The sequence below is a fragment of the Bacillus sp. NMCC4 genome (genome assembly GCF_002998555.1).
Classification (GTDB): Bacteria; Bacillota; Bacilli; order Bacillales; family Bacillaceae; genus Bacillus.
In genome coordinates this window covers 439,891-458,707 of the sequence record NZ_PVRA01000001.1, presented here as the reverse complement: position 1 = coordinate 458,707, position 18,817 = coordinate 439,891, and the positions used below count along the sequence as shown (strand labels likewise).

Sequence of the window (18,817 nt, the reverse complement as noted above, 5' to 3'; positions counted from 1 at the left end):
TATCGGTTTCAAGGAAAATTCTAGAGTAAAAAGAGAACGCCGTCAACCGTTATTTTGAAATCGTTTTCTTTTTATTTATTTAGATGATTTTTTTGCCCTCTTCATGCAAAAAAATCTTCTGAAATGCATGAAATTATGATATGCTCTTTTTAAGTTATTTGAAATCGGTTTCGAAACAAATGAGAAGATATCGATTGTGGGAGTTTTTTGAATGAAAGAGAAAAAGCAAACGAAAGTCACCATCAACGAAGTGGCAGCTTATGCAGGTGTTTCAAAATCAACTGTATCTAGATATATCAATGGCAGAACAAATGAAATTTCTGCTGATAAGGTAAAAAAAATCAAGAAAGCCATTGAGGAACTGCATTATCGTCCGAGTCAGCTCGCTCAAGGATTGAAAGTAAGAAAAAGCAAGGTCATTGGGTTTATTGTAGCCGACATTACGAATCCATTCTCTGTAGCGACACTTCGCGGAGTCGAAGAAATTTGTGATGAATATGGATACAGTATCATGGTATGCAACACAGATAACCGACCAGAAAAAGAACGGGAAATGCTCCTCAAGCTGAATGCGCATTATATTGAAGGGCTCATCATCAATACGACAGGCCAGAACAATGACATTCTGCAGGATTTTAAGAAAAACGGTGTACCAATTGTCCTTGTTGACCGGAAATTGCCAGAACTAAAAGTCGACACAGTGACAACGAATAACCGTGATATCACGATCCGGTTGCTTCAACAAATGTATGAGAAAGGCTATGAGCACATCGCTTTCTTTACTGAGCCGGTCGATGGGATCAGTCCTCGTGAAGAACGAAAAGAAGCATATGAGCAGACAGCTATGAGTAAACATAAGAAGCCGCTCACTGCAGAAATTGATTTGAAGCAAAAGGAACAATTGCGAGAAGAGCTTGTCCGTTTTGTACAATCAAACCAACAGAAAAAAGCGATTTTAGCAGCCAATGGATTACTCATGCTGAAACTGATTAGTGAGCTTGTAGAGCTTGGGATAAAGATTCCAGAGGAGATAGGCATCGCAGGCTTTGATGATACAGAATGGTATAAGCTGATTGGGCCTGGAATCACAACGGTTGCCCAGCCATCTCATGAAATGGGGAAAGCCGCCATGCAAAAAATCAAGACTCGGCTTGAAGGGGATGAAAGTGCCCCCCAAACCATTCAGCTTGACGGAGAAATCATCGTAAGAAAATCTTTATAAACAACAGACAGAGAAGAGTATACATACGTGCATACTCTCTCTTTTTTAACTAATTTGAAACCGGTACCAAGAAAGGGGAGAAATGAGTGAAAGCATTGGATGCGGTCACATTTGGGGAATCAATGGCGATGTTTTTTGCAAAAGAAGCCGGAGAGCTTCATCAAGTGCATACATTCCAAAAGGCGCTTGCTGGCGCCGAAAGTAACGTGGCAGTCGGTTTGGCGAGGCTAGGTTTTGATGTGGGATGGGTGAGCAAAGTCGGAGCAGATTCACTTGGCACATTTATTTTAGAAGAGCTTCAAAAAGAAGGGGTCGATACAAGTGCAGTGATCCGTTCAAATGATGGGGCTCAAACAGGGATTTTACTTAAATCAAAAGTGATGGATGGAGACCCTGACGTCACGTATTATCGTAAAGGCTCTGCTGCGAGCACAATGAGTCCAAGCGACTTTCCCACCAGCTATTTCAAACAGGCAGGACACCTCCATATGACAGGTATTCCGCCTGCATTATCCAATGAAATGAGAGCGTTCTCTTTTCATGCTCTTCAAAAGATGAAAGAAGCAGGCAAAACCATTTCATTTGATCCAAATCTTCGTCTGCAGATATGGGAAGAGGAGGAAGATATGATCCATACAGTGAATCAGATGGCTTTTCAAGTGGATTGGTTTTTTCCGGGGCTTGCAGAAGGGCAAAGGCTCACAGGCTGTCACGAGCCGGAAGAGATTGCCGATGTTTATTTGCAAAAAGGCGTCAAGCTTGTGGTCATGAAGCTCGGTGCAGAAGGTGCCTTTTATAAAAGTGCAGCCAGTCAGGGGATTGTGAGCGGATTTTATGTGCCAGATGTCGTTGATACAGTCGGTGCCGGTGATGGATTTGCCGTGGGGGTCATCAGCGGCTTATTGGACGGTTTATCATATGAAAAATCTGTGACAAGAGGCAATGCTGTAGGGGCTCTTGCGGTGATGTCTCCTGGCGATAAAGACGGACTGCCTACTCGGGAAGAGCTTCAGGCTTTTATGAAAGAAGCCAAACGATATCATAGACGACGGGAATATAAGAAGGGAGATGAAGGATATGGGCAAGTCAGCAAGTTTGAGCGTTAAAGAGCAGCTCGCGGCTTGTAAGCTGATCGCAGTGGTGAGAGCGGGGAGTGAAGCAGAAGGCATTGAGACCATTGAGCGTTTAAAGAAAAAAGGCGTTCGAGCCATTGAAGTGACGTATACCACGCCTAATGCTGAACACATCATCGCGTCCTTTCAGCATGAGCAAGATCTGATTGTAGGAGCAGGCACAATCACAACCCTTGAGCAGGCACAATCAGCCATTGACGCAGGCTCACAATTTATTGTCAGTCCAGGATATCTCCCTGTGATCGGAGAGCATCTCTCATTTCACGACACACTCTATGTACCAGGTGTCCTCACCCCAAGTGAAATCATGCAGGCAAAAGCAGATGGCTACTGCTTGCTCAAGCTTTTTCCAAGCGGTTCCTTCGGTTTATCCTATATGAAAAACTTACAAGGTCCGTTTCCAGAGATTGAATTTATTCCAACGGGCGGTATTCATCCAGCCGATGTGCCAAAATGGCTGAAAGCAGGTGCAGTGGCAGTAGGAGTCGGAAGTCAGCTTGAAAGCAGTACAGCAGAAGAGTTACAAGCGGTACTTTCTTCATAAATAGTTGATATCAAACGAACAACTGGCGGATGGATGCCGGTTGTTTGTTCGTTTATCTGACATAACAGCAGGTGAATGCTGACTCTTCACGTACAATGATCGTGAAGGAGTGATAGACATGTACATTCAACAAGATACACTCACGGATGGACAAATAGAGCAGCTGATTACCGCTCATATAGAAGAAATGAAAGAGCATTCCCCGCCAGAAAGCATTCATGCCCTTCCGTTAGCTGATTTGAAAAATCAAGATGTCACAGTGTGGAGTGTGCGGGAAGGAGAGGAGCTTCTTGGCTGCGGAGCGTTAAAGGAGCTGTCAAGTGATCACGGCGAAATCAAATCAATGAGGACCGCAGCTCTCCATATGCGAAAAGGTGTAGCAAGGTATATGCTGAACCATCTTCTCCAAGAGGCGAAAAGGCGCGGCTATTCACGTGTCAGCTTAGAGACAGGTGCGATGTCTTTCTTTGAGCCAGCAAGAAAACTATATGAGAGTGTTGGTTTTTATATTTGTCCGCCTTTCGATTCATATCAAGAAGATCCAAACAGTTTATTTATGACAAAGGAATTATAGAGGTCGAGAGAGTATGCTTATAAGCAGCTCTTTTTTTATGCGCAATATTTGAAAGGGGGAGGATGTGGTGAAAAGATTAAAGTGGATCGGGATAGGCGCCTTTCTCACTTTTTGTGTCGTATCTGTCATTTTTTTAACATTATTAGGTCAAGATTTATTTAAAATTGAAAGCGCTTCCGAAAAAGCGTCATCAACCTATCAATATCACTTTGTCCTTGTACCGGAGGAACTTGATAATGAATATTGGCAGCTGGTACAAAGGGGAGCTGCTGATGCGGCAGCCGTTCATCACGTGTATCTAGAATATTTGGGTCCGAAGCAAGCAGATATAGACGATCATCTGAAAACCATTGATATGGCGATCGCAGGGCATGTCGATGGCATTATGACGCAGGGACTTGATGCGAAAAAATACAAACCGCTTTTTCAGAAGGCGAGAGAAAAAGGCATTGATGTTGTCACCGTCGATACGGATGCAGAGGGGAGCAAGCGTCAAGTGTATGTAGGCACGGACAATTATTATTCAGGCTTTATCGCAGGACAGGCACTCATCGCAGATACAAAAGACGAACAGTATGTAGGAATTGTCACAGGCAGGCTTGATGCCGTTCATCAAAAGCAGCGTGTCAAAGGATTTCGAGATGCCGTCGCCGCTGAAAAACGTATTCATATTGCTGGAATAGAAGAATCAGCCATTACGAAGTCAGGGGCCTCCGGTGCCGCGTATAAACTATTAAACGATCATGCGAAGCTCACCGCATTTTACGGCACGAGTGCATTAGATGGTGCAGGCATCATTCAAGCAACAGCACAATATCGATCGTCCACAGATTTTTATGTGCTCGCATTTGACACATTGCCAGATACGATTCAGGCGCTCGATGATGGAAAGATTGATGCAGTGGTTGTTCAGCATCCTTATGAAATGGGCTATCAAGCAGTGGAATCGCTTGTGCGTTTGCAGAAAGGTGAAAAAGAAGAACCACTCCAGTACACAGGAACGAGTGTGATTCGGCGCGAGGATCTGCCTCTGCAGCAAACAGACAGAAAGCAGGGTGTGCAGCCATGAGAAGGATTCGAAGTAAGCTGTTATTGGCATTTTTAATCCTTGTGCTCCTTGGCAACGTGGCCGCTTTTTTCGTCTATTGGAGCAGCTCGAATATCACATCAGAATATAGCAGAAGCTTTCGTTCCTTTCTCCTGCTCAATGATATATCGACAGAGGCAAAAACGATGTATGAAAAGGTCAATGCGTATGCGATTGAAAAGGATCGGCAGTTTGCCAAAGAATATCTGGCCTCAAAACAGAAAATGAAATCCTATAATCAGGCATTGCGAAAGGATGCCGGGCTTCATGCGGCGATTCCTTCTATTGAAAAATACCAATATATGATGCGGACGCTCATCAATGAAAGTGATGCGACCATGACACATGTAAAAGAAGGGAAAATCAAAGAATATGCAGCAAGTGTAAAGGAGGTGAGAACCGTCTCCTCCTACATACAAGAGCAAACGATGACTCTGCTTGATGATGAATTGTCTGAGTATCAAGTACTCTATCAATCTCTGCAAAAAAGACACCAAACCTATGCACTCTTTACCTTATGTTTGTTTACGCTATCCATTGGGGTCGCATTATGGATGGCGTATATGATTGCTGGAGGGATATCAAGGCCGATCGTCCATCTGTCTCGAAGCGTAAAGGAAGTATCAGAAGGGAATTTTGATGGAGCGCACTTGCATGTCACCTCAAAGGATGAAATTTCTGTATTAAATGAGGCCTTTCAGCGAATGCGTCAAGAGATGAAAATGATGATTGAAGAGATGAAACAAAAGGCAGCCTTAGATCAAAAAATCAAAGACATGAAGCTGAAAACGCTGCAAAACCAAATGAATCCACATTTTTTATTTAATACATTAAACATCGTCTCACGCATGGCTTACTTAGAGTCAGCGGATGCCACATCGAGGTTGATCCAATCCGTTTCCACGTTGATGCGGTATTCGCTGTCAGCTCTCAGTGCATCTGTTACGTTGGAGCAAGAAGTAAAAGTGGTCAAAGAATATTTTCATATACAAGAAACAAGATTTGCCGATCGTATTACATGCAAAACGACCATAGATGAATCATGTTTATCTGTACATATCCCAAGTCTCACCTTACAGCCGCTTGTCGAAAATGCCTTTATTCATGGCGTTGAACCAAAGGAGGAAGACGGGCTTGTCGAACTCTCGATCTATCAAGAAGGCGGCTATGTGATGATTCGGATTCGGGACAATGGGATGGGGATCAATGAACAAGAGAAAAGGAGGTTGCTATCAGAAAAAGAAGAGGAAGATGCAAACACCTTGAGTAAAGGGCACTCGACAGGGATCGGTCTTCGAAATGTGATGTCAAGGCTGCATTTGTTTTACGGGGTAAAAGATGCCTTGCAAATTGACTCAAAGCCAAACGAAGGCACCACCATTCAATTGGCTATTCCGATGAAGGAGGGATCGGTATGCTGAACGTGCTGATTGTGGATGATGAAAAAATAGAACGACTAGCGATGCGGAAATTCATGACCGATTGGCTTCCAGAGTGTCATATATCAGGAGAAGCTGAAAATGGAAAGAAGGCGGTTGAATTCGTGCGAACTGAGCCCGTTCATCTTGTGCTCATGGATATTCAGATGCCTGGAATGGACGGATTGACAGCGATCAAGCAGATCAAAGCGAGCAGTCCTCATACAAAATTCATTATGCTGACAGCGTACGATACGTTCGATTATGCCAAGCAAGCGATGCAGGAAGGGGTGAAGCAATATCTCGTTAAACCGGCTGACAAAGATGAAACCATCGCCGCCATTCGAACGGTTGCGGCAGAGATTCAGCAGGAGGCGTCTCAGCGGCAGGCGGTGGCGGCCGGTCAGCAGTCAAAGTGGCTCGAAGCTCATGTCATAAATGGTCAGTCCTATACCTCCATGGAGTTTCAACAAATGTTTCACGAATATGAAGCAGGTCTTGTCATCGCTGTTCAGCGGACAATCGGGGATCAGCTGTTGATTGATTTACAGACATCTCCCCTTTTTCATACGGTACCGATTCAGGTGAGTGGTGAGCTGTTTACATGTCTCATTTATCGTCACCAAGCGCCTGGTCAGTTAAAGGCAGATGTCCTGCATGCGATTCGAACTGCCACAACAAACGATCAGCCTTCACCTGTCGTTGGCATGGGACACCCGGTCTCAAACCCGCTTTATCTTCAGAAAAGTGCAGCAGAGGCGAAGCTTTCCTATTATCAGCGAAAAAAGAGTCCCGGCGTTGTTCGTTATGGTTTTTACCATACAGAAGAGCAGACTTATCCAATGATCCATCTGCCGGAGCTTGCAGACGATATGATGCAGGCACTGGAAGAAGGGAGAAGAGAGGATGCGCTGGCTTTATTCGATGCCTTTGAACTGGAGGGAGCGACCATTTCACAACTAAAAGAGCTGCTGATTTTATTTAAATCACGGCTCCGAACAGACTGGCCAATATTAACGATCAGCACCGCAGCTGAATGCCGTGAGTGCTGTGAACACTTATTTGACGTGTACGAAGCGAGAACCCAGACCGTGAATGACATTGAGCGGGCAAAACGCTACATCAAAACGCATTTTTGTGAACAGATCACGCTTGAGCAGACTGCCGCCTATGTTGATTTAAGTCCAACCTATTTCACAAAGCGCTTTAAAGACGAGACAGGGCTGACATTTAAAGAGTATGTGACAACCTGCCGGCTGGATAAAATCAAAAAGCTTCTCAAAGACAGCTCGCTTAGTTTAAAAGAAATTACCTATCAGGCAGGATATACAGACCCCAATTATGTCAGCCGTGTGATTAAGAAGATGGTCGGCTGTTCACCGAAGGAATATCGAAAACAAACCGTAAAAAAGTGAAGAATTTCATAAAAAAGTGAAGAAGTTTGCTGAAAAAAAGCGAGGATCTGCCATTATACTTATTTTGATAACGCTTACAAAATAGGGATGGGGGATCAATCATGAAGTTCAAATTAGGTTTTACGCTGTTAGCGCTCTGTATGCTTATCGTCACTGCCTGTAGTTCATCGACCAACTCAGATGCAAAAAAAGAGGGCGGAGCAGAGAAACTAGACATTTTCTCTTGGTGGACTGGAGCAGGTGAGGAGGACGGACTGAAAGCACTCATTCAATTGTTTGAAGAGAAAAATAAAGACATCCCAATTGAAAATGCAGCCGTCGCAGGTGGTGCTGGTACAAATGCAAAGGCTGTTCTGACTAGCCGGATGCAAGGGAATGACCCGCCAGCTACGTTCCAAGTACATGGCGGAGCGGAGCTGAATGAGAGCTGGGTCGCAGCAGGCAAAATGGAGCCGCTGGATGATCTATATGAAAAAGAAGGCTGGAAGGACAAATTTCCGGAATCACTCATCGACCTTGTCAGCAAAGATGGGAAAATCTATTCAGTACCAGTGAATATTCACCGAGGCAATGTGCTTTGGTATAACAAGAAGGTATTTGATGATGCAGGCTTAGAGCCGCCAACGACCTTTGATGAATTTTTCAAAACAGCAGATGCCTTAAAGAAAAAAGGCATTACACCGCTTGCACTTGGTGATAAAGAGCCTTGGGCAGCGACGCATTTGTTTGAGAGTGTGCTGCTCGGCGTTTTAGGCGCTGACGGATATCAAAAACTTTGGGCTGGCGACATGAAAATGGATGACGCAAAAGTGAAGGAAGCGGCAGACATCTTTGGGCGTATGCTCGAATACGTCAATGATGATCACAGCTCCCGTAACTGGCAGGATGCCTCGCAGCTCGTGGCAAAAGGGGAAGCAGCAATGAATGTCATGGGCGACTGGGCAAAGGGGTACTTTGTGAATGATCTCGATCTGAAGGTGAAACAAGACTTTGGATACGCGGCGACTCCTGGAACAGAGGGAAGCTTTATGGTGATCACCGATACATTTGGACTTCCAAAGGGCGTGAAACAGCCAGAAAACGTGAAGAAATTTTTATCTGTTTTAGGATCTGTGGAAGGACAGGATGCATTTAATCCGCTGAAGGGGTCGATACCGGCACGTGTAGATGCAGATGTCTCAAAATATGATGAATACGGAAAATCGGCGATGAAGGCATTTAAAGAATCAAAGCTGGCGCCGTCTCTCGCACATGGTTCAGCTGCTGAAGAAGGGTTTGTGACAAAAGCGAATCAAGCCGTGAATATCTTCGTCACGCAAAAAGACAGCAGCCAGTTTGTTTCATCTTTAAAAGATGCAATGAAATAAAGACGAGGAGGCGGCGGCTAAGCACCGCCTCTTTTTTGAAAAGGAGTGTAGCTTCATGCGCATGGACACATCGCCGATCACAAAAGCAGCAACACCTAAAGTCAAACGTGTTCGGAAAAAATGGAATGGGGATCAGCTGCTTGCGCTGCTATTTTTAGCCCCGTCGGCTGTTTTATTATTCATCTTTGTTTACGGCTTTATTGGCTGGACAGGGTATGTGTCATTATCAAACTGGACCTCGCTTGTTCCAAATTTCTCTTTTGCAGGTCTTCAAAATTATATCATGCTGTTTCAAGATTTCCGCTTTCAGTCAGATCTTCGAAATACGGTCTTTTTTACTCTATTTTTTATTGGAGCCGTCATTGCCTCTGGACTCGCACTTGCGATTTTACTAGATCAGAAGATCAAGGGTGAATCTCTATTTCGGAATTTATTTTTCTTTCCGATGGCCCTTTCCTTCGTTGTGACAGGGGTCGTCTGGCAATGGATTTTAAACCCGTCAACTGGGGTGAATCTGTTTTTAAAAACGCTTGGTATTCAGCCTAAGTGGTACACGGATACGAACATTTTAGCCGGATTTGTCTGGGGGAAAATTGAGTTTGGTGTCCCTGCGGCAATGATTGCAGTCGTGATTGCAGCGGTTTGGCAGATGACTGGCTTCTCTCTAGCGATGTATTTGGCGGGTTTGAGAGGAATTCCAGAGGAAGTAAGAGAGGCTGCTAGAATGGATGGCGCAACTGAATGGCAGATTTACCGGAAGATTATTTTTCCTCTATTAAAACCGATTACTGCAAGTGTCATTATCATCATGGCTCATATTTCGTTAAAGATTTTCGATTTGATTTACTCGATGACAGGACCGGGTGCAAACTTTGTCACAGATGTTCCTGGCGTTTACATGTTTGAAATGACCTTTAGAGGAAACCATTATGCAGGCGGTGCCGCCATTGCGATTGTTATGCTGATCTCTGTTGCGGTCTTTATCGTGCCGTATCTCCTGTCGAGCCGGAAGGGGGCGTCATCATGACAGCTAGATGGTTTGTCCGTCCAGTCCTTTATGCTTTATTGATTTTGTGCAGTCTTTTTTTTCTGATGCCAGTCTATGTCATGCTCGTCACAAGCTTGAAGCCATTAGGTGAAGTGACCCTTGAGAAAATGTGGGCGCTGCCATCAACACTCGATTTTTCAAGCTATCAAATCGCATTTGAAAAGCTAGCGCCCAATTTAATGAATTCACTTTATCTTGTCATTCCGGCTACCTTATTGTCAGCTGTACTAGGAGCGATGAATGGCTATGTCCTATCAAAATGGCGTTTCAAAGGGTCAGAAGTGGTCTTTACGCTGATGCTGTTTGGGATGTTTATTCCATATCAAAGTATCCTCATACCACTCATTCAATTTTTGCGTGAAGTCGGATTGTATAATTCGATTCCAGGTCTGGTGCTTGTCCATGTCGTATATGGACTCCCGATCACAACGCTCATGTTCCGAAACTTCTATGTGAGCATCCCTGATGAAATGATTGAATCGGCAAAAATGGATGGCGCAGGGTTTATCGGGATTTTCAGACATATGATTCTTCCGCTTTCGATCACAGGGTTTGTTGTGGTCGCCATTTGGCAGTTCACAAATGTGTGGAATGAGTTCTTATTTGCAGTCACGATGACCACTGCGGAGCATCAGCCGGTGATGGTCGCCTTGCAAAATCTATCAGGCAGTCAAATTGTGCAATGGAACGTCCAAATGGCAGGGGCGATATTGGCCGCACTGCCGACACTTTTGGTCTATATTCTGCTCGGAAAATACTTTGTCAAAGGGCTTCTCGCAGGCTCTGTCAAAGGATGAAATATTTTTGTGTTATCGTTTTCATTTGGTGTACTGAAAGGATTGACTTCTCTTTAGATAGCGTCATAATAAAAGTTGAGACTTGCTAGTTTTCATCAAGCTTGGCAAGGATTATCAAAGGGTAGCAAAGGGAGGAGTCATCCTGAATGAAGCAGTCACCAATTTTTTTACTGCCTGAATTGAAGGAGAGAATATGGGGAGGTACAGCCTTAAGGGATCAATTTGGCTATGATATTCCTTCTGATCAAACGGGAGAATGCTGGGCAATTTCTGCTCATCCAAACGGACCAAGTGTCGTGCAAGACGGTCCATATAAAGGGAAAACGCTGATCGAACTATGGGACAATCACAGAGAATTGTTCGGGGGAATAGAAGGCGATCGATTCCCGCTGTTAACCAAAATTTTAGATGCAAACCAAGACTTGTCCGTTCAAGTTCATCCGGATGATGATTATGCGGAAAGACATGAAAATGGCGAGCTTGGAAAAACAGAGTGCTGGTATATCATTGACTGCAAAGAAGGAGCAGAAATGATCTATGGGCACAATGCAAGAACAAGAACTGAGCTTGTGACCATGATGAACAGTGGAGATTGGGAAGGTCTTTTGCGTCGTGTGAAGATTAAGCCTGGTGATTTTTATTATGTGCCAAGCGGAACCATTCATGCGCTGTGCGAAGGAACGCTTGTCCTTGAAACGCAGCAAAGCTCAGACACAACCTATCGGGTATATGATTATGAACGAAAAGATCAGGATGGCAATGAACGTGAACTTCATTTTGTGCAAGCCATTGATGTCACAACGGTTCCTCATGTAGACGGTTATACAGATGAATCAGTTGAAACACGCCGTGGGCTGACCATTCGAACTTTTGTTGAAGCAGAGTATTTCTCTGTGTATAAATGGGAAATTGATCAAACAGTAGAGCTTTCGCAAGATTATCCGTTTTTGCTGTGCAGTGTAATTCATGGAGAAGGGTCTTTAACGCATGATGGACATACATATCCACTGCCTAAAGGAGCTCATTTTATCCTGCCGGCTGAAACAGGGAGCTTCTCAATTGAAGGAACTTGTGAACTGATTGTGTCGCATATATAAAGGAAAAGAGGACTTCGAAGGGGTCCTCTATTTTTCTATTGCATAAATGACTTGAAAGAGTACTTGTTTTTGTCGATAAAGAGATTAGTAGACTATTATGCAAAGTTAAGAGAGGGACAGGGAACGTGAAAAAAACCATCAAGATTATGTTACTCGCAGCTGCCTTTGGTATGACAGTACAGACGGGCAAAGAAGCGCAAGCAGCCTCCTATGTCGATCAATCCATTTATACGATGAACACCTCAAAGGTATTTACAACAGAATCAGAAGTGAAAAAAGCAGTGGAAACATTGAAGAAGGACAAAAAGTGGACAGCCACTTATCAAACCTCAGGAAACACGTCGACCTATCAGCTCACTGCCTCAGGATATGAGTCGCAAACAGCAGCGAGTGCAAGTGCAGCTGCATTAAAAAAAGAGACGGGCATGAGCGGTACGGTGTCTCCAGTAGGTGACCGCCTGCCTTTACAAAAGGTCATATCTGACCCAGTCAATGATGAAGCTCAGGCAAAAAAGCTCTCGCTCGAGCTAACGAAAACATCAGGGCTCAATAGCACCTATGAAGTCATCAATCAAAGCAGACCTTCTTATCAGGTCATATCAGGAACCATTGATTCTGAAACGAAAGTCAAAAATATTCAAACCGAATTACAAAAGCAGGCCGGTGTCACCAGTACATACCAAACTGAAAACAAAGCTGGCACTGTGTATCAGCTGATTTCAGGCGGTATCGTTGGGCAAAGTAAGGCGAATACCATCCTGCAAGGCTTTCAAAAGGAGTCTGGTTTAAAAGCAGTGCTTCAAACGGTGACAGCAGGCAAGCCATATTACATCGTCACATCAGCTGCACAAGCCAGCCAGTCAAAAGCACAGACGCTCCTTACCCAGCTGCAAAGAGAAGCAAAGATCAGCGGGAAGATTCAAAAGACAGGCGCTTTAAAAAATGTTTATCGCTTGGAATCAGGCTATTTCAAAGACAACAAACAAGCATCCTCAGCTGCGGCTCAGATCAAGAAACAAACCGGCGCTGCAGGGACTGTGCAGCGAGTGGGAAAAACAAAAAATTATATCGTGAAACTCAATCAACTGAACGATACAGCATACGGAAAAACGGTAGCCTTTTTCAAGAAAAAGAAATGGCGCTACACATCCAAAAAGATCTCTTCTACACAGCCATATCAAGTAGTGACTGGAAACCTATTAGGAGATGATCAAGCGAAAAAAGCAGCGGCTTTCTTCCAAAAGAAAAAGGTATCTGCGACAACGAAAAAAACGGGTAAGGTATCTGACAGCACGTATCGACTTGTCGTCAATCAATCAGCAGACCAAGCGAAAATGAATAAAGGTGCCGCATATTTAAAAACGCAGAAGGTGACAAGCAGCATCACAACAGGTAAGGGACAAGCTGTCAGCAAAACGTATAGTCTCAAGACAACACCTGTATATGAGCAAAGTAAAGTCAAACAGGCTCAAGAGATTATCAAGAAAAATGGCGTTGCCAGCAGTACAAAAACGCTGACAGAAGCGGTTAAGCAATACCGGATCACGACAGAGCCGACGGTGAATCAGACAAAACTGAATCAAGCGTTAAGCTATTTAACGAAACAAAAAATGAAAGCAGCTGCTCAAAAAACAGGAACAACTGATTATGGTCAATATCAGATTAAAACCGGTGTCATTTCCACAGCTGCATTGCGCGACCAAGGCCTGGCATTTTTCAAAAAACGGAATGAACCAGCTGCTTATAAAACAACAACGAAACCAACCTACAAAATCAACATTACGCAGCAATTCACAGGATTACCAACTGTAAATGCGGCGATTGCTTTTGTGAAAAGCCAATATGGCTGGACAGCCACAGCCGTAAAAATCAAAAATGGCCCAATGGTCATGCAAACGAACTACAACCTCACTGTCAATGAGATGGTGAACAAGCAAATGAAGGTGTCACCACAGACAGACGGTGCAGCCTATGTCTATGCAGCATATGTAGACCCGGCGACGTCAACTGTGAATACAGACGGCTTAAATGTTCGTTCTACACCTGATTCGAGCTCTGCAAGCAACATCGTGGCGCAGCTGAACAAAGGAACAAAAGTAAGACAGCTTGGGAAAGAAGGAAACTGGATCAAGATCAGCTTGGGCTGGAGAAATGCAAGTTCAGCAGAGGTGCAAAAATATGTAGACCCAGCCAATATTGCTGAGGGCACTCAATCTTATTTTCAATTTCTGAAACTCTCTGAAGCTGCGAATCTCAATCCGGCAGAAGTCAATTCCAAAATTCTAGCAGGTAAAGGGATTCTTGCAGGTAAAGGACAAGCCTTTATTACGGCAGCGAAAACGTATCATATCAACGAAATTTATCTCATTTCTCATGCGTTGCTTGAAACGGGTAACGGAAGTTCGATTTTAGCGAATGGTACGATGTTTAATGGGAAGAAAGTATATAACATGTATGGCATTGGCGCATACGACAGCAATCCGAATTACCTCGGTGCAAAGTATGCGTATGAACAACAATGGTTCACGCCAGAGGCAGCGATTATTGGCGGGGCAAAATTCATTGGCAACAGCTATATCAATCACGCCACATACAAGCAAGATACGATTTATAAAATGCGCTGGTCTAGTGCAGCGACTCATCAATATGCAACAGATATTGGCTGGGCTTATAAGCAAGTCACTCGTATGTATAGCTTGTATAACTTACTTGATAACTATACGCTCTATTACGACATCCCGGTTTATAACAAATAAAAAAACGTCCGTGCTTCCTAATGAGAAGCCGGACGTTTTTTGTGTAAGAGCTGCTGTTCAATAAATGATAGAAGCTGCTGACTAGACTCGCCCTTTGAATATTGGTTCCATTCCTCAGCGAAGGTTTTGATTCGTTCTCTGTGATCTGATTCGTTTAGATGAAGCAGCTCCTTCAAGAGCATGTCTTGAGTGACGCAAGCCTTTCCAGGAATGATGTCCTCATACCGATCGACTAAGCCGCGTTTCGCTCGATAAGTGTCTAAGTCATAAGTGAAGAACAAAACAGGCTTTTCAAGCAGCGCATATTCAAACACAATCGACGAATAATCTGTCATGAGTACATCGCAAGTACAAAGCAATGGATAGAGCGGCTGATCGGACACATCAAATATCCATTCACCGTCTGTTTCCGCCTTTGCTAAATGTTTGACCGCAGGATGAAGCTTGACGAGCAGAATATAGTCTCCATTTAGCTCTGTTTGCAATTGCTCTTTTGAAAAAGGCAGGACAAGATCGTCCATTGCAAAGTCTCGATAGGTCGGTGCATAAAGCAGGATCTTTTTCCCTTTAGGAAAATCATTCGGCTTCAAGGAAGGCAGGCACTGGTCAAAGTACACATCCGTCATCGGTACACCTGTTGGTAAAAAACGTTCATCATTGACCCCAAACGAAGACTTGAAAATCTCGCGCATGTGATCTGAGCCTGTAACGATATAATCGAAAGACGCATAGACTCGTTTAAAGCGTTTGATATCACGTGGACTTCGTTCCGAATTTGATGCATCTTCAAGACCGAATTTTTTCAACGCCCCATTAGCATGCCATACTTGAATACAGGTGGTAGAAGGCCGTTTTCTGAGTACACTTGTCATGAGAAAGTAATTATCTGTCACGACAACCTTGCTTTTAAACATCGTATAAATACATTGAATGAGATGGAGAGGATTTTTTTCATGAAAATAGCGAAATGACAGATGAGACCCGTCCTTTTCTATCGCAGAAGCATGCTTCGTATAGAGGACTGTAAGCTTCATCGTCATGTTCGCCTGTTGTTGATAAGTATCAATGAGAGCAGCTGCATTCTCTTGAAATGAAACAAGCAGCGTCACCTGGTTTTCACGCGGTTTCACGCCGCTCATCAGCCATCCAATTAAAGAAACGAAAGCTGCATAGCATGAAATGATCATTGAGCGTATATTCATCATTGGTCAGTCTCTCACAGCTGCTTCGTCTGATCCTTTACTTGCTCAGGATAGTAACGTTTTTTTCCTTTGTTTTCTTTCAATACGGCAAAAGCGTATTTAGGAATGTTCAGCATTCGTTTCCATCTCCATGGATTCACAACAAGTCTGTACAGCCATTCTGTATTTGTTTTAATCATCCATCGTGGTGCACGCTTCACCGTTCCGCTAAATACATCAAAGCTTCCGCCTAAACCGATGCAAACAGCCTGCGGGAATAAATGACGGTATTCATAAATAAAGTTCTCCTGATTTGGATAACCTAAAGCAACGAACACCATATCTGCTTTCGAGCGGGCGATTTGCTTCGCTACGAAACGTTTATCGGCTTGATAGCCGTCACAGCTGCCCGCGATGACCACATTTGGATATTCCGTATCAATTCGCTGTTTAACAGCCTCAAGCACTTCTTTTTTCGCCCCATATAAAAAGATACTTTTAGACTGCTTGTTTGCTAGATCAAGCATAGACATGAAGACATCAAAGCCAGCAATTCTTGACTTCAGCGGACTTTGTGTCAAACGTGACATCAAGACGACGCCTACACCATCCGGCAGAACATAATCCGCAGATGAGACGACTTGATGGTACGCATGATCCTTCATGACGGCATAGCCTATCTCTGGATTGACAGTCGCAATCATGGCGCCTCTTCTTTGAGAAATATGATGGTGATTCATATAGCTGATAAATTCATCTAGGTCGCCGTTTACATAAGAAAGGTTAGAGACCACTTCTGTTTGCATTGTTTAGACCTCCTTTTTCATCTTGTTATCTATGAACGTTCATTGTAAATTCATTCTTCGTCTACTCATCATTTTATCACAGATGCTCCATGAAATATTAACAATAACTTTACAAACCTTTAAATTTCATGACATTTTCATCAATTCATATGAAGGATGCTGCGAGAAACATTGATTCTTCGGACTTTCCCTTCTCTGCCCAATAAATTGGAAATAGTTTGTCTTTACATCTGCTTAACGTTTGATGGGCGCTGTGATATAATGAGGTTCCGAAGAGCGAAAAAATACGAACGATGATAATAGGATTACGGATAAACATTACTGCATGAAAGCAGTTGAATAAGGAATGAAGAAAGGAGTTCATGTTTGCAATGAAGAAAGTTATTACTTACGGTACATTTGATTTATTACACTGGGGGCACATTAAGCTGCTCGAACGTGCAAAGCAGCTTGGAGATTACTTAGTGGTGGCCATTTCGACAGATGAGTTTAACTTACAAAAATCAAAAAAGGCTTATCATAGCTACGAGCATCGAAAGCTGATTCTTGAAACGATTCGTTATGTAGACGAAGTCATTCCAGAAAACAGCTGGGATCAAAAAGTCCGTGACGTGCAGGAGCACGATATTGATGTGTTTGTCATGGGAGATGACTGGGAAGGTAAATTCGATTTCTTAAAAGAGCATTGCGAAGTCGTGTACTTGAAGAGAACAGAAGGCATCTCGACAACTCAAATTAAGGAAGAAATCGCTGGACTTTAATAGATCGAAAAAAAGTACTTCTTATCTTTTGGTGAGAAGTACTTTTTCATGTAAAATACAATGAGCAAGTTATCATTATTTTTAAGGAGAGCTTCCTTTGTTTCAAAATTGGATGAAAAAAAAAGTTGAACACACATTGGATCAACCTCAACAACATGAAACAATGACATCAGTTGACATGCCTGATATGGACTACTACTTTATCATGGGTGATGTACCAAAACAGGATGAGCGCTTAACGAAGTCTTTAAAAGCGAGATTAAAGCCATTGGCTGACAAACATAAACGTAATGCCATTTTAACTTTGAATTATGATGCAAATGTGAAAGAACATATTCATAGCATGGAGGAGACCTTTCTTCGCCAAGTTGACATCTTGAATGTATTTGAACACTATATTCTACCAGAAAGCGGAAGTAAAAGACGTTACTCGGAATTTATCATCGGTACATCATTTCATTCGATCAATGAAGCAGTCATGCCAGCAGATGAATCAATGATACAGGTGACGAGATATGAACTGCCTTCTTCCCCTATTTGTTATATTGATCAATATAATGAAGAGCAGCAATTAGTGAAGAGGGAAGAATACAATTGGCAGGGCGTTTTATGCAGAGTACAAAGCTTTGTTCCTCATACAGGTGCTCTATACTTGGAGGAACTAATCAATGACGATGGCGGCATTTATATGGAGATCATCTACTCAGGAGATGCAAAAAAGAATCCAGTTCGGCATATTAATTGGTATAAAAAAACAGGAATTCAAACTTTTACAAAGAAAACGGATATAAAGCAACTATGGTTATCCAGTATTCAAACACAAAATGACCGTTTGAAACTAATGATCACAGAAGACCGGGATCAGGACCGCCACCTGTTTAAAATCGATCAGCCTGAAACAACGTATTACGCTGCATTTGTACATGACGCACATTATGAAGAAGATCCACATCAACTCTATTCTCATTACGGAGAATTATTTAAACAAATAAGAAAACAGCAAGTGGATGCCGTCTTCTTTGGAGATACTAAGCATAAGGTAGATGTTGAGAAGGTATTGGGAGAACAAACCTATTTTTATCTTGTGCCTTCTGATGAAATGTCTCTTTGGAATACAGCACTTCATCATATGCTCGAAAATCGTGAGCGAAAAGATGAACTGAGAAGGATCGTGGACCGTACGAAATGGGTTTTGCATGATCTAAGCTCTGAACATCATGTTCTTCATCTTCAGCTTGAGTTGAAGAACGAAATGAGCCATGCGGATCATGTGCAAATCGATTTCGCAGGATATGATCGAGGCAATGGAGCTGAAATCATATCTCAAACAATCGATGAAAACCATCAAGTCAGCTTTCCAATTGGTCATTTTCAAACAAAGAAAAACATTGAAACCAACCAAACAAAATACGTTGATTTTTACATTCGTTTTAAAACAGAAGAACTTCAAGAAGTTTTGCAGCGTCTAGAAGTAGAGGGAGAGCTGCTCACCAATAAACCATCGTCAATCGATGGGTGGTCGTATCAAACGAAACAAGGAAACTATTCTTGGAAAGTGAAATAACGTGACAACACAACGGTAAGATTTCTGAACAGAGGAGATTAACGATT

16 protein-coding genes are annotated in these 18,817 nt (G+C 43.0%); 14 read left to right on the top strand and 2 right to left on the bottom strand.

The features are described 5' to 3' along the window. The first annotated feature begins 211 nt into the window (after positions 1-211). From C6Y02_RS02385 to C6Y02_RS02330, 12 genes are all read left to right on the top strand, one after another. Positions 212-1,222, top strand: a complete 1,011-nt coding sequence (locus C6Y02_RS02385) for a LacI family DNA-binding transcriptional regulator (RefSeq protein ID WP_106030583.1) — start codon at positions 212-214, stop codon at positions 1,220-1,222. An 86-nt stretch (positions 1,223-1,308) separates the two neighbouring features. Next, complete coding sequence (locus C6Y02_RS02380; RefSeq protein ID WP_106030582.1) at positions 1,309-2,328, top strand: sugar kinase; 1,020 nt, start codon at positions 1,309-1,311, stop codon at positions 2,326-2,328. Beyond that, positions 2,300-2,899 (top strand): bifunctional 4-hydroxy-2-oxoglutarate aldolase/2-dehydro-3-deoxy-phosphogluconate aldolase, encoded by a 600-nt coding sequence (locus tag C6Y02_RS02375; RefSeq protein WP_034660192.1) that lies wholly within the window; start codon positions 2,300-2,302, stop codon positions 2,897-2,899. The genes C6Y02_RS02380 and C6Y02_RS02375 overlap by 29 nt, the downstream gene beginning before the upstream one ends. 118 nt (positions 2,900-3,017) lie before the next feature. After that, entirely contained in the window at positions 3,018-3,473 is a 456-nt protein-coding gene (locus C6Y02_RS02370) for a GNAT family N-acetyltransferase (protein WP_106030581.1), read from the top strand. Positions 3,474-3,540: 67 nt separating this feature from the next. Then, positions 3,541-4,542: a sugar-binding protein gene (locus tag C6Y02_RS02365; RefSeq protein WP_106030580.1), complete on the top strand. Its 1,002-nt coding sequence runs from the start codon at positions 3,541-3,543 to the stop codon at positions 4,540-4,542. Beyond that, the gene (locus C6Y02_RS02360) at positions 4,539-5,981 is read left to right on the top strand and encodes a sensor histidine kinase (protein ID WP_106030579.1); all 1,443 of its coding nucleotides are present in this window, start codon (positions 4,539-4,541) and stop codon (positions 5,979-5,981) included. Before C6Y02_RS02365 ends, C6Y02_RS02360 begins: the two co-directional genes overlap by 4 nt. Then, the gene (locus tag C6Y02_RS02355; protein ID WP_106030578.1) at positions 5,975-7,393 is read left to right on the top strand and encodes a response regulator; all 1,419 of its coding nucleotides are present in this window, start codon (positions 5,975-5,977) and stop codon (positions 7,391-7,393) included. Before C6Y02_RS02360 ends, C6Y02_RS02355 begins: the two co-directional genes overlap by 7 nt. 101 nt (positions 7,394-7,494) lie before the next feature. Then, on the top strand, positions 7,495-8,760 hold the full coding sequence (locus C6Y02_RS02350; protein ID WP_106030577.1) for an ABC transporter substrate-binding protein: 1,266 nt from the start codon (positions 7,495-7,497) through the stop codon (positions 8,758-8,760). 55 nt (positions 8,761-8,815) lie between these two features. Further along, positions 8,816-9,787, top strand: coding sequence for a carbohydrate ABC transporter permease (locus tag C6Y02_RS02345; protein ID WP_189293834.1), 972 nt, complete (start codon positions 8,816-8,818; stop codon positions 9,785-9,787). Further along, a complete protein-coding gene (locus C6Y02_RS02340; protein ID WP_050944374.1) occupies positions 9,784-10,605 on the top strand; it encodes a carbohydrate ABC transporter permease in 822 nt (273 codons plus the stop codon). Before C6Y02_RS02345 ends, C6Y02_RS02340 begins: the two co-directional genes overlap by 4 nt. Before the next feature lie 146 nt (positions 10,606-10,751). Then, entirely contained in the window at positions 10,752-11,702 is a 951-nt protein-coding gene (manA, locus tag C6Y02_RS02335) for a mannose-6-phosphate isomerase, class I (RefSeq protein WP_066031653.1), read from the top strand. A gap of 125 nt (positions 11,703-11,827) precedes the next feature. Next, the gene (locus C6Y02_RS02330; protein WP_106030576.1) at positions 11,828-14,458 is read left to right on the top strand and encodes a glucosaminidase domain-containing protein; all 2,631 of its coding nucleotides are present in this window, start codon (positions 11,828-11,830) and stop codon (positions 14,456-14,458) included. A 17-nt stretch (positions 14,459-14,475) separates the two neighbouring features. Here C6Y02_RS02330 and C6Y02_RS02325 read toward each other — a convergent pair whose 3' ends face one another. Together C6Y02_RS02325 and C6Y02_RS02320 are read right to left on the bottom strand one after the other, a co-directional pair. Beyond that, positions 14,476-15,663, bottom strand: coding sequence for a CDP-glycerol glycerophosphotransferase family protein (locus C6Y02_RS02325; protein WP_106030575.1), 1,188 nt, complete (start codon positions 15,661-15,663; stop codon positions 14,476-14,478). Between the two features lie 11 nt (positions 15,664-15,674). After that, positions 15,675-16,445: a WecB/TagA/CpsF family glycosyltransferase gene (locus tag C6Y02_RS02320; protein WP_044140062.1), complete on the bottom strand. Its 771-nt coding sequence runs from the start codon at positions 16,443-16,445 to the stop codon at positions 15,675-15,677. A 371-nt stretch (positions 16,446-16,816) separates the two neighbouring features. On the opposite strand from C6Y02_RS02320, the gene tagD reads away from it, so the two are divergent. Further along, positions 16,817-17,206 (top strand): glycerol-3-phosphate cytidylyltransferase, encoded by a 390-nt coding sequence (gene tagD, locus C6Y02_RS02315; RefSeq protein ID WP_008343212.1) that lies wholly within the window; start codon positions 16,817-16,819, stop codon positions 17,204-17,206. A gap of 97 nt (positions 17,207-17,303) precedes the next feature. Then, positions 17,304-18,770 (top strand): alpha-glucosyltransferase N-terminal domain-containing protein, encoded by a 1,467-nt coding sequence (locus tag C6Y02_RS02310; protein WP_106030574.1) that lies wholly within the window; start codon positions 17,304-17,306, stop codon positions 18,768-18,770. The last annotated feature ends 47 nt before the right edge of the window (positions 18,771-18,817 follow it).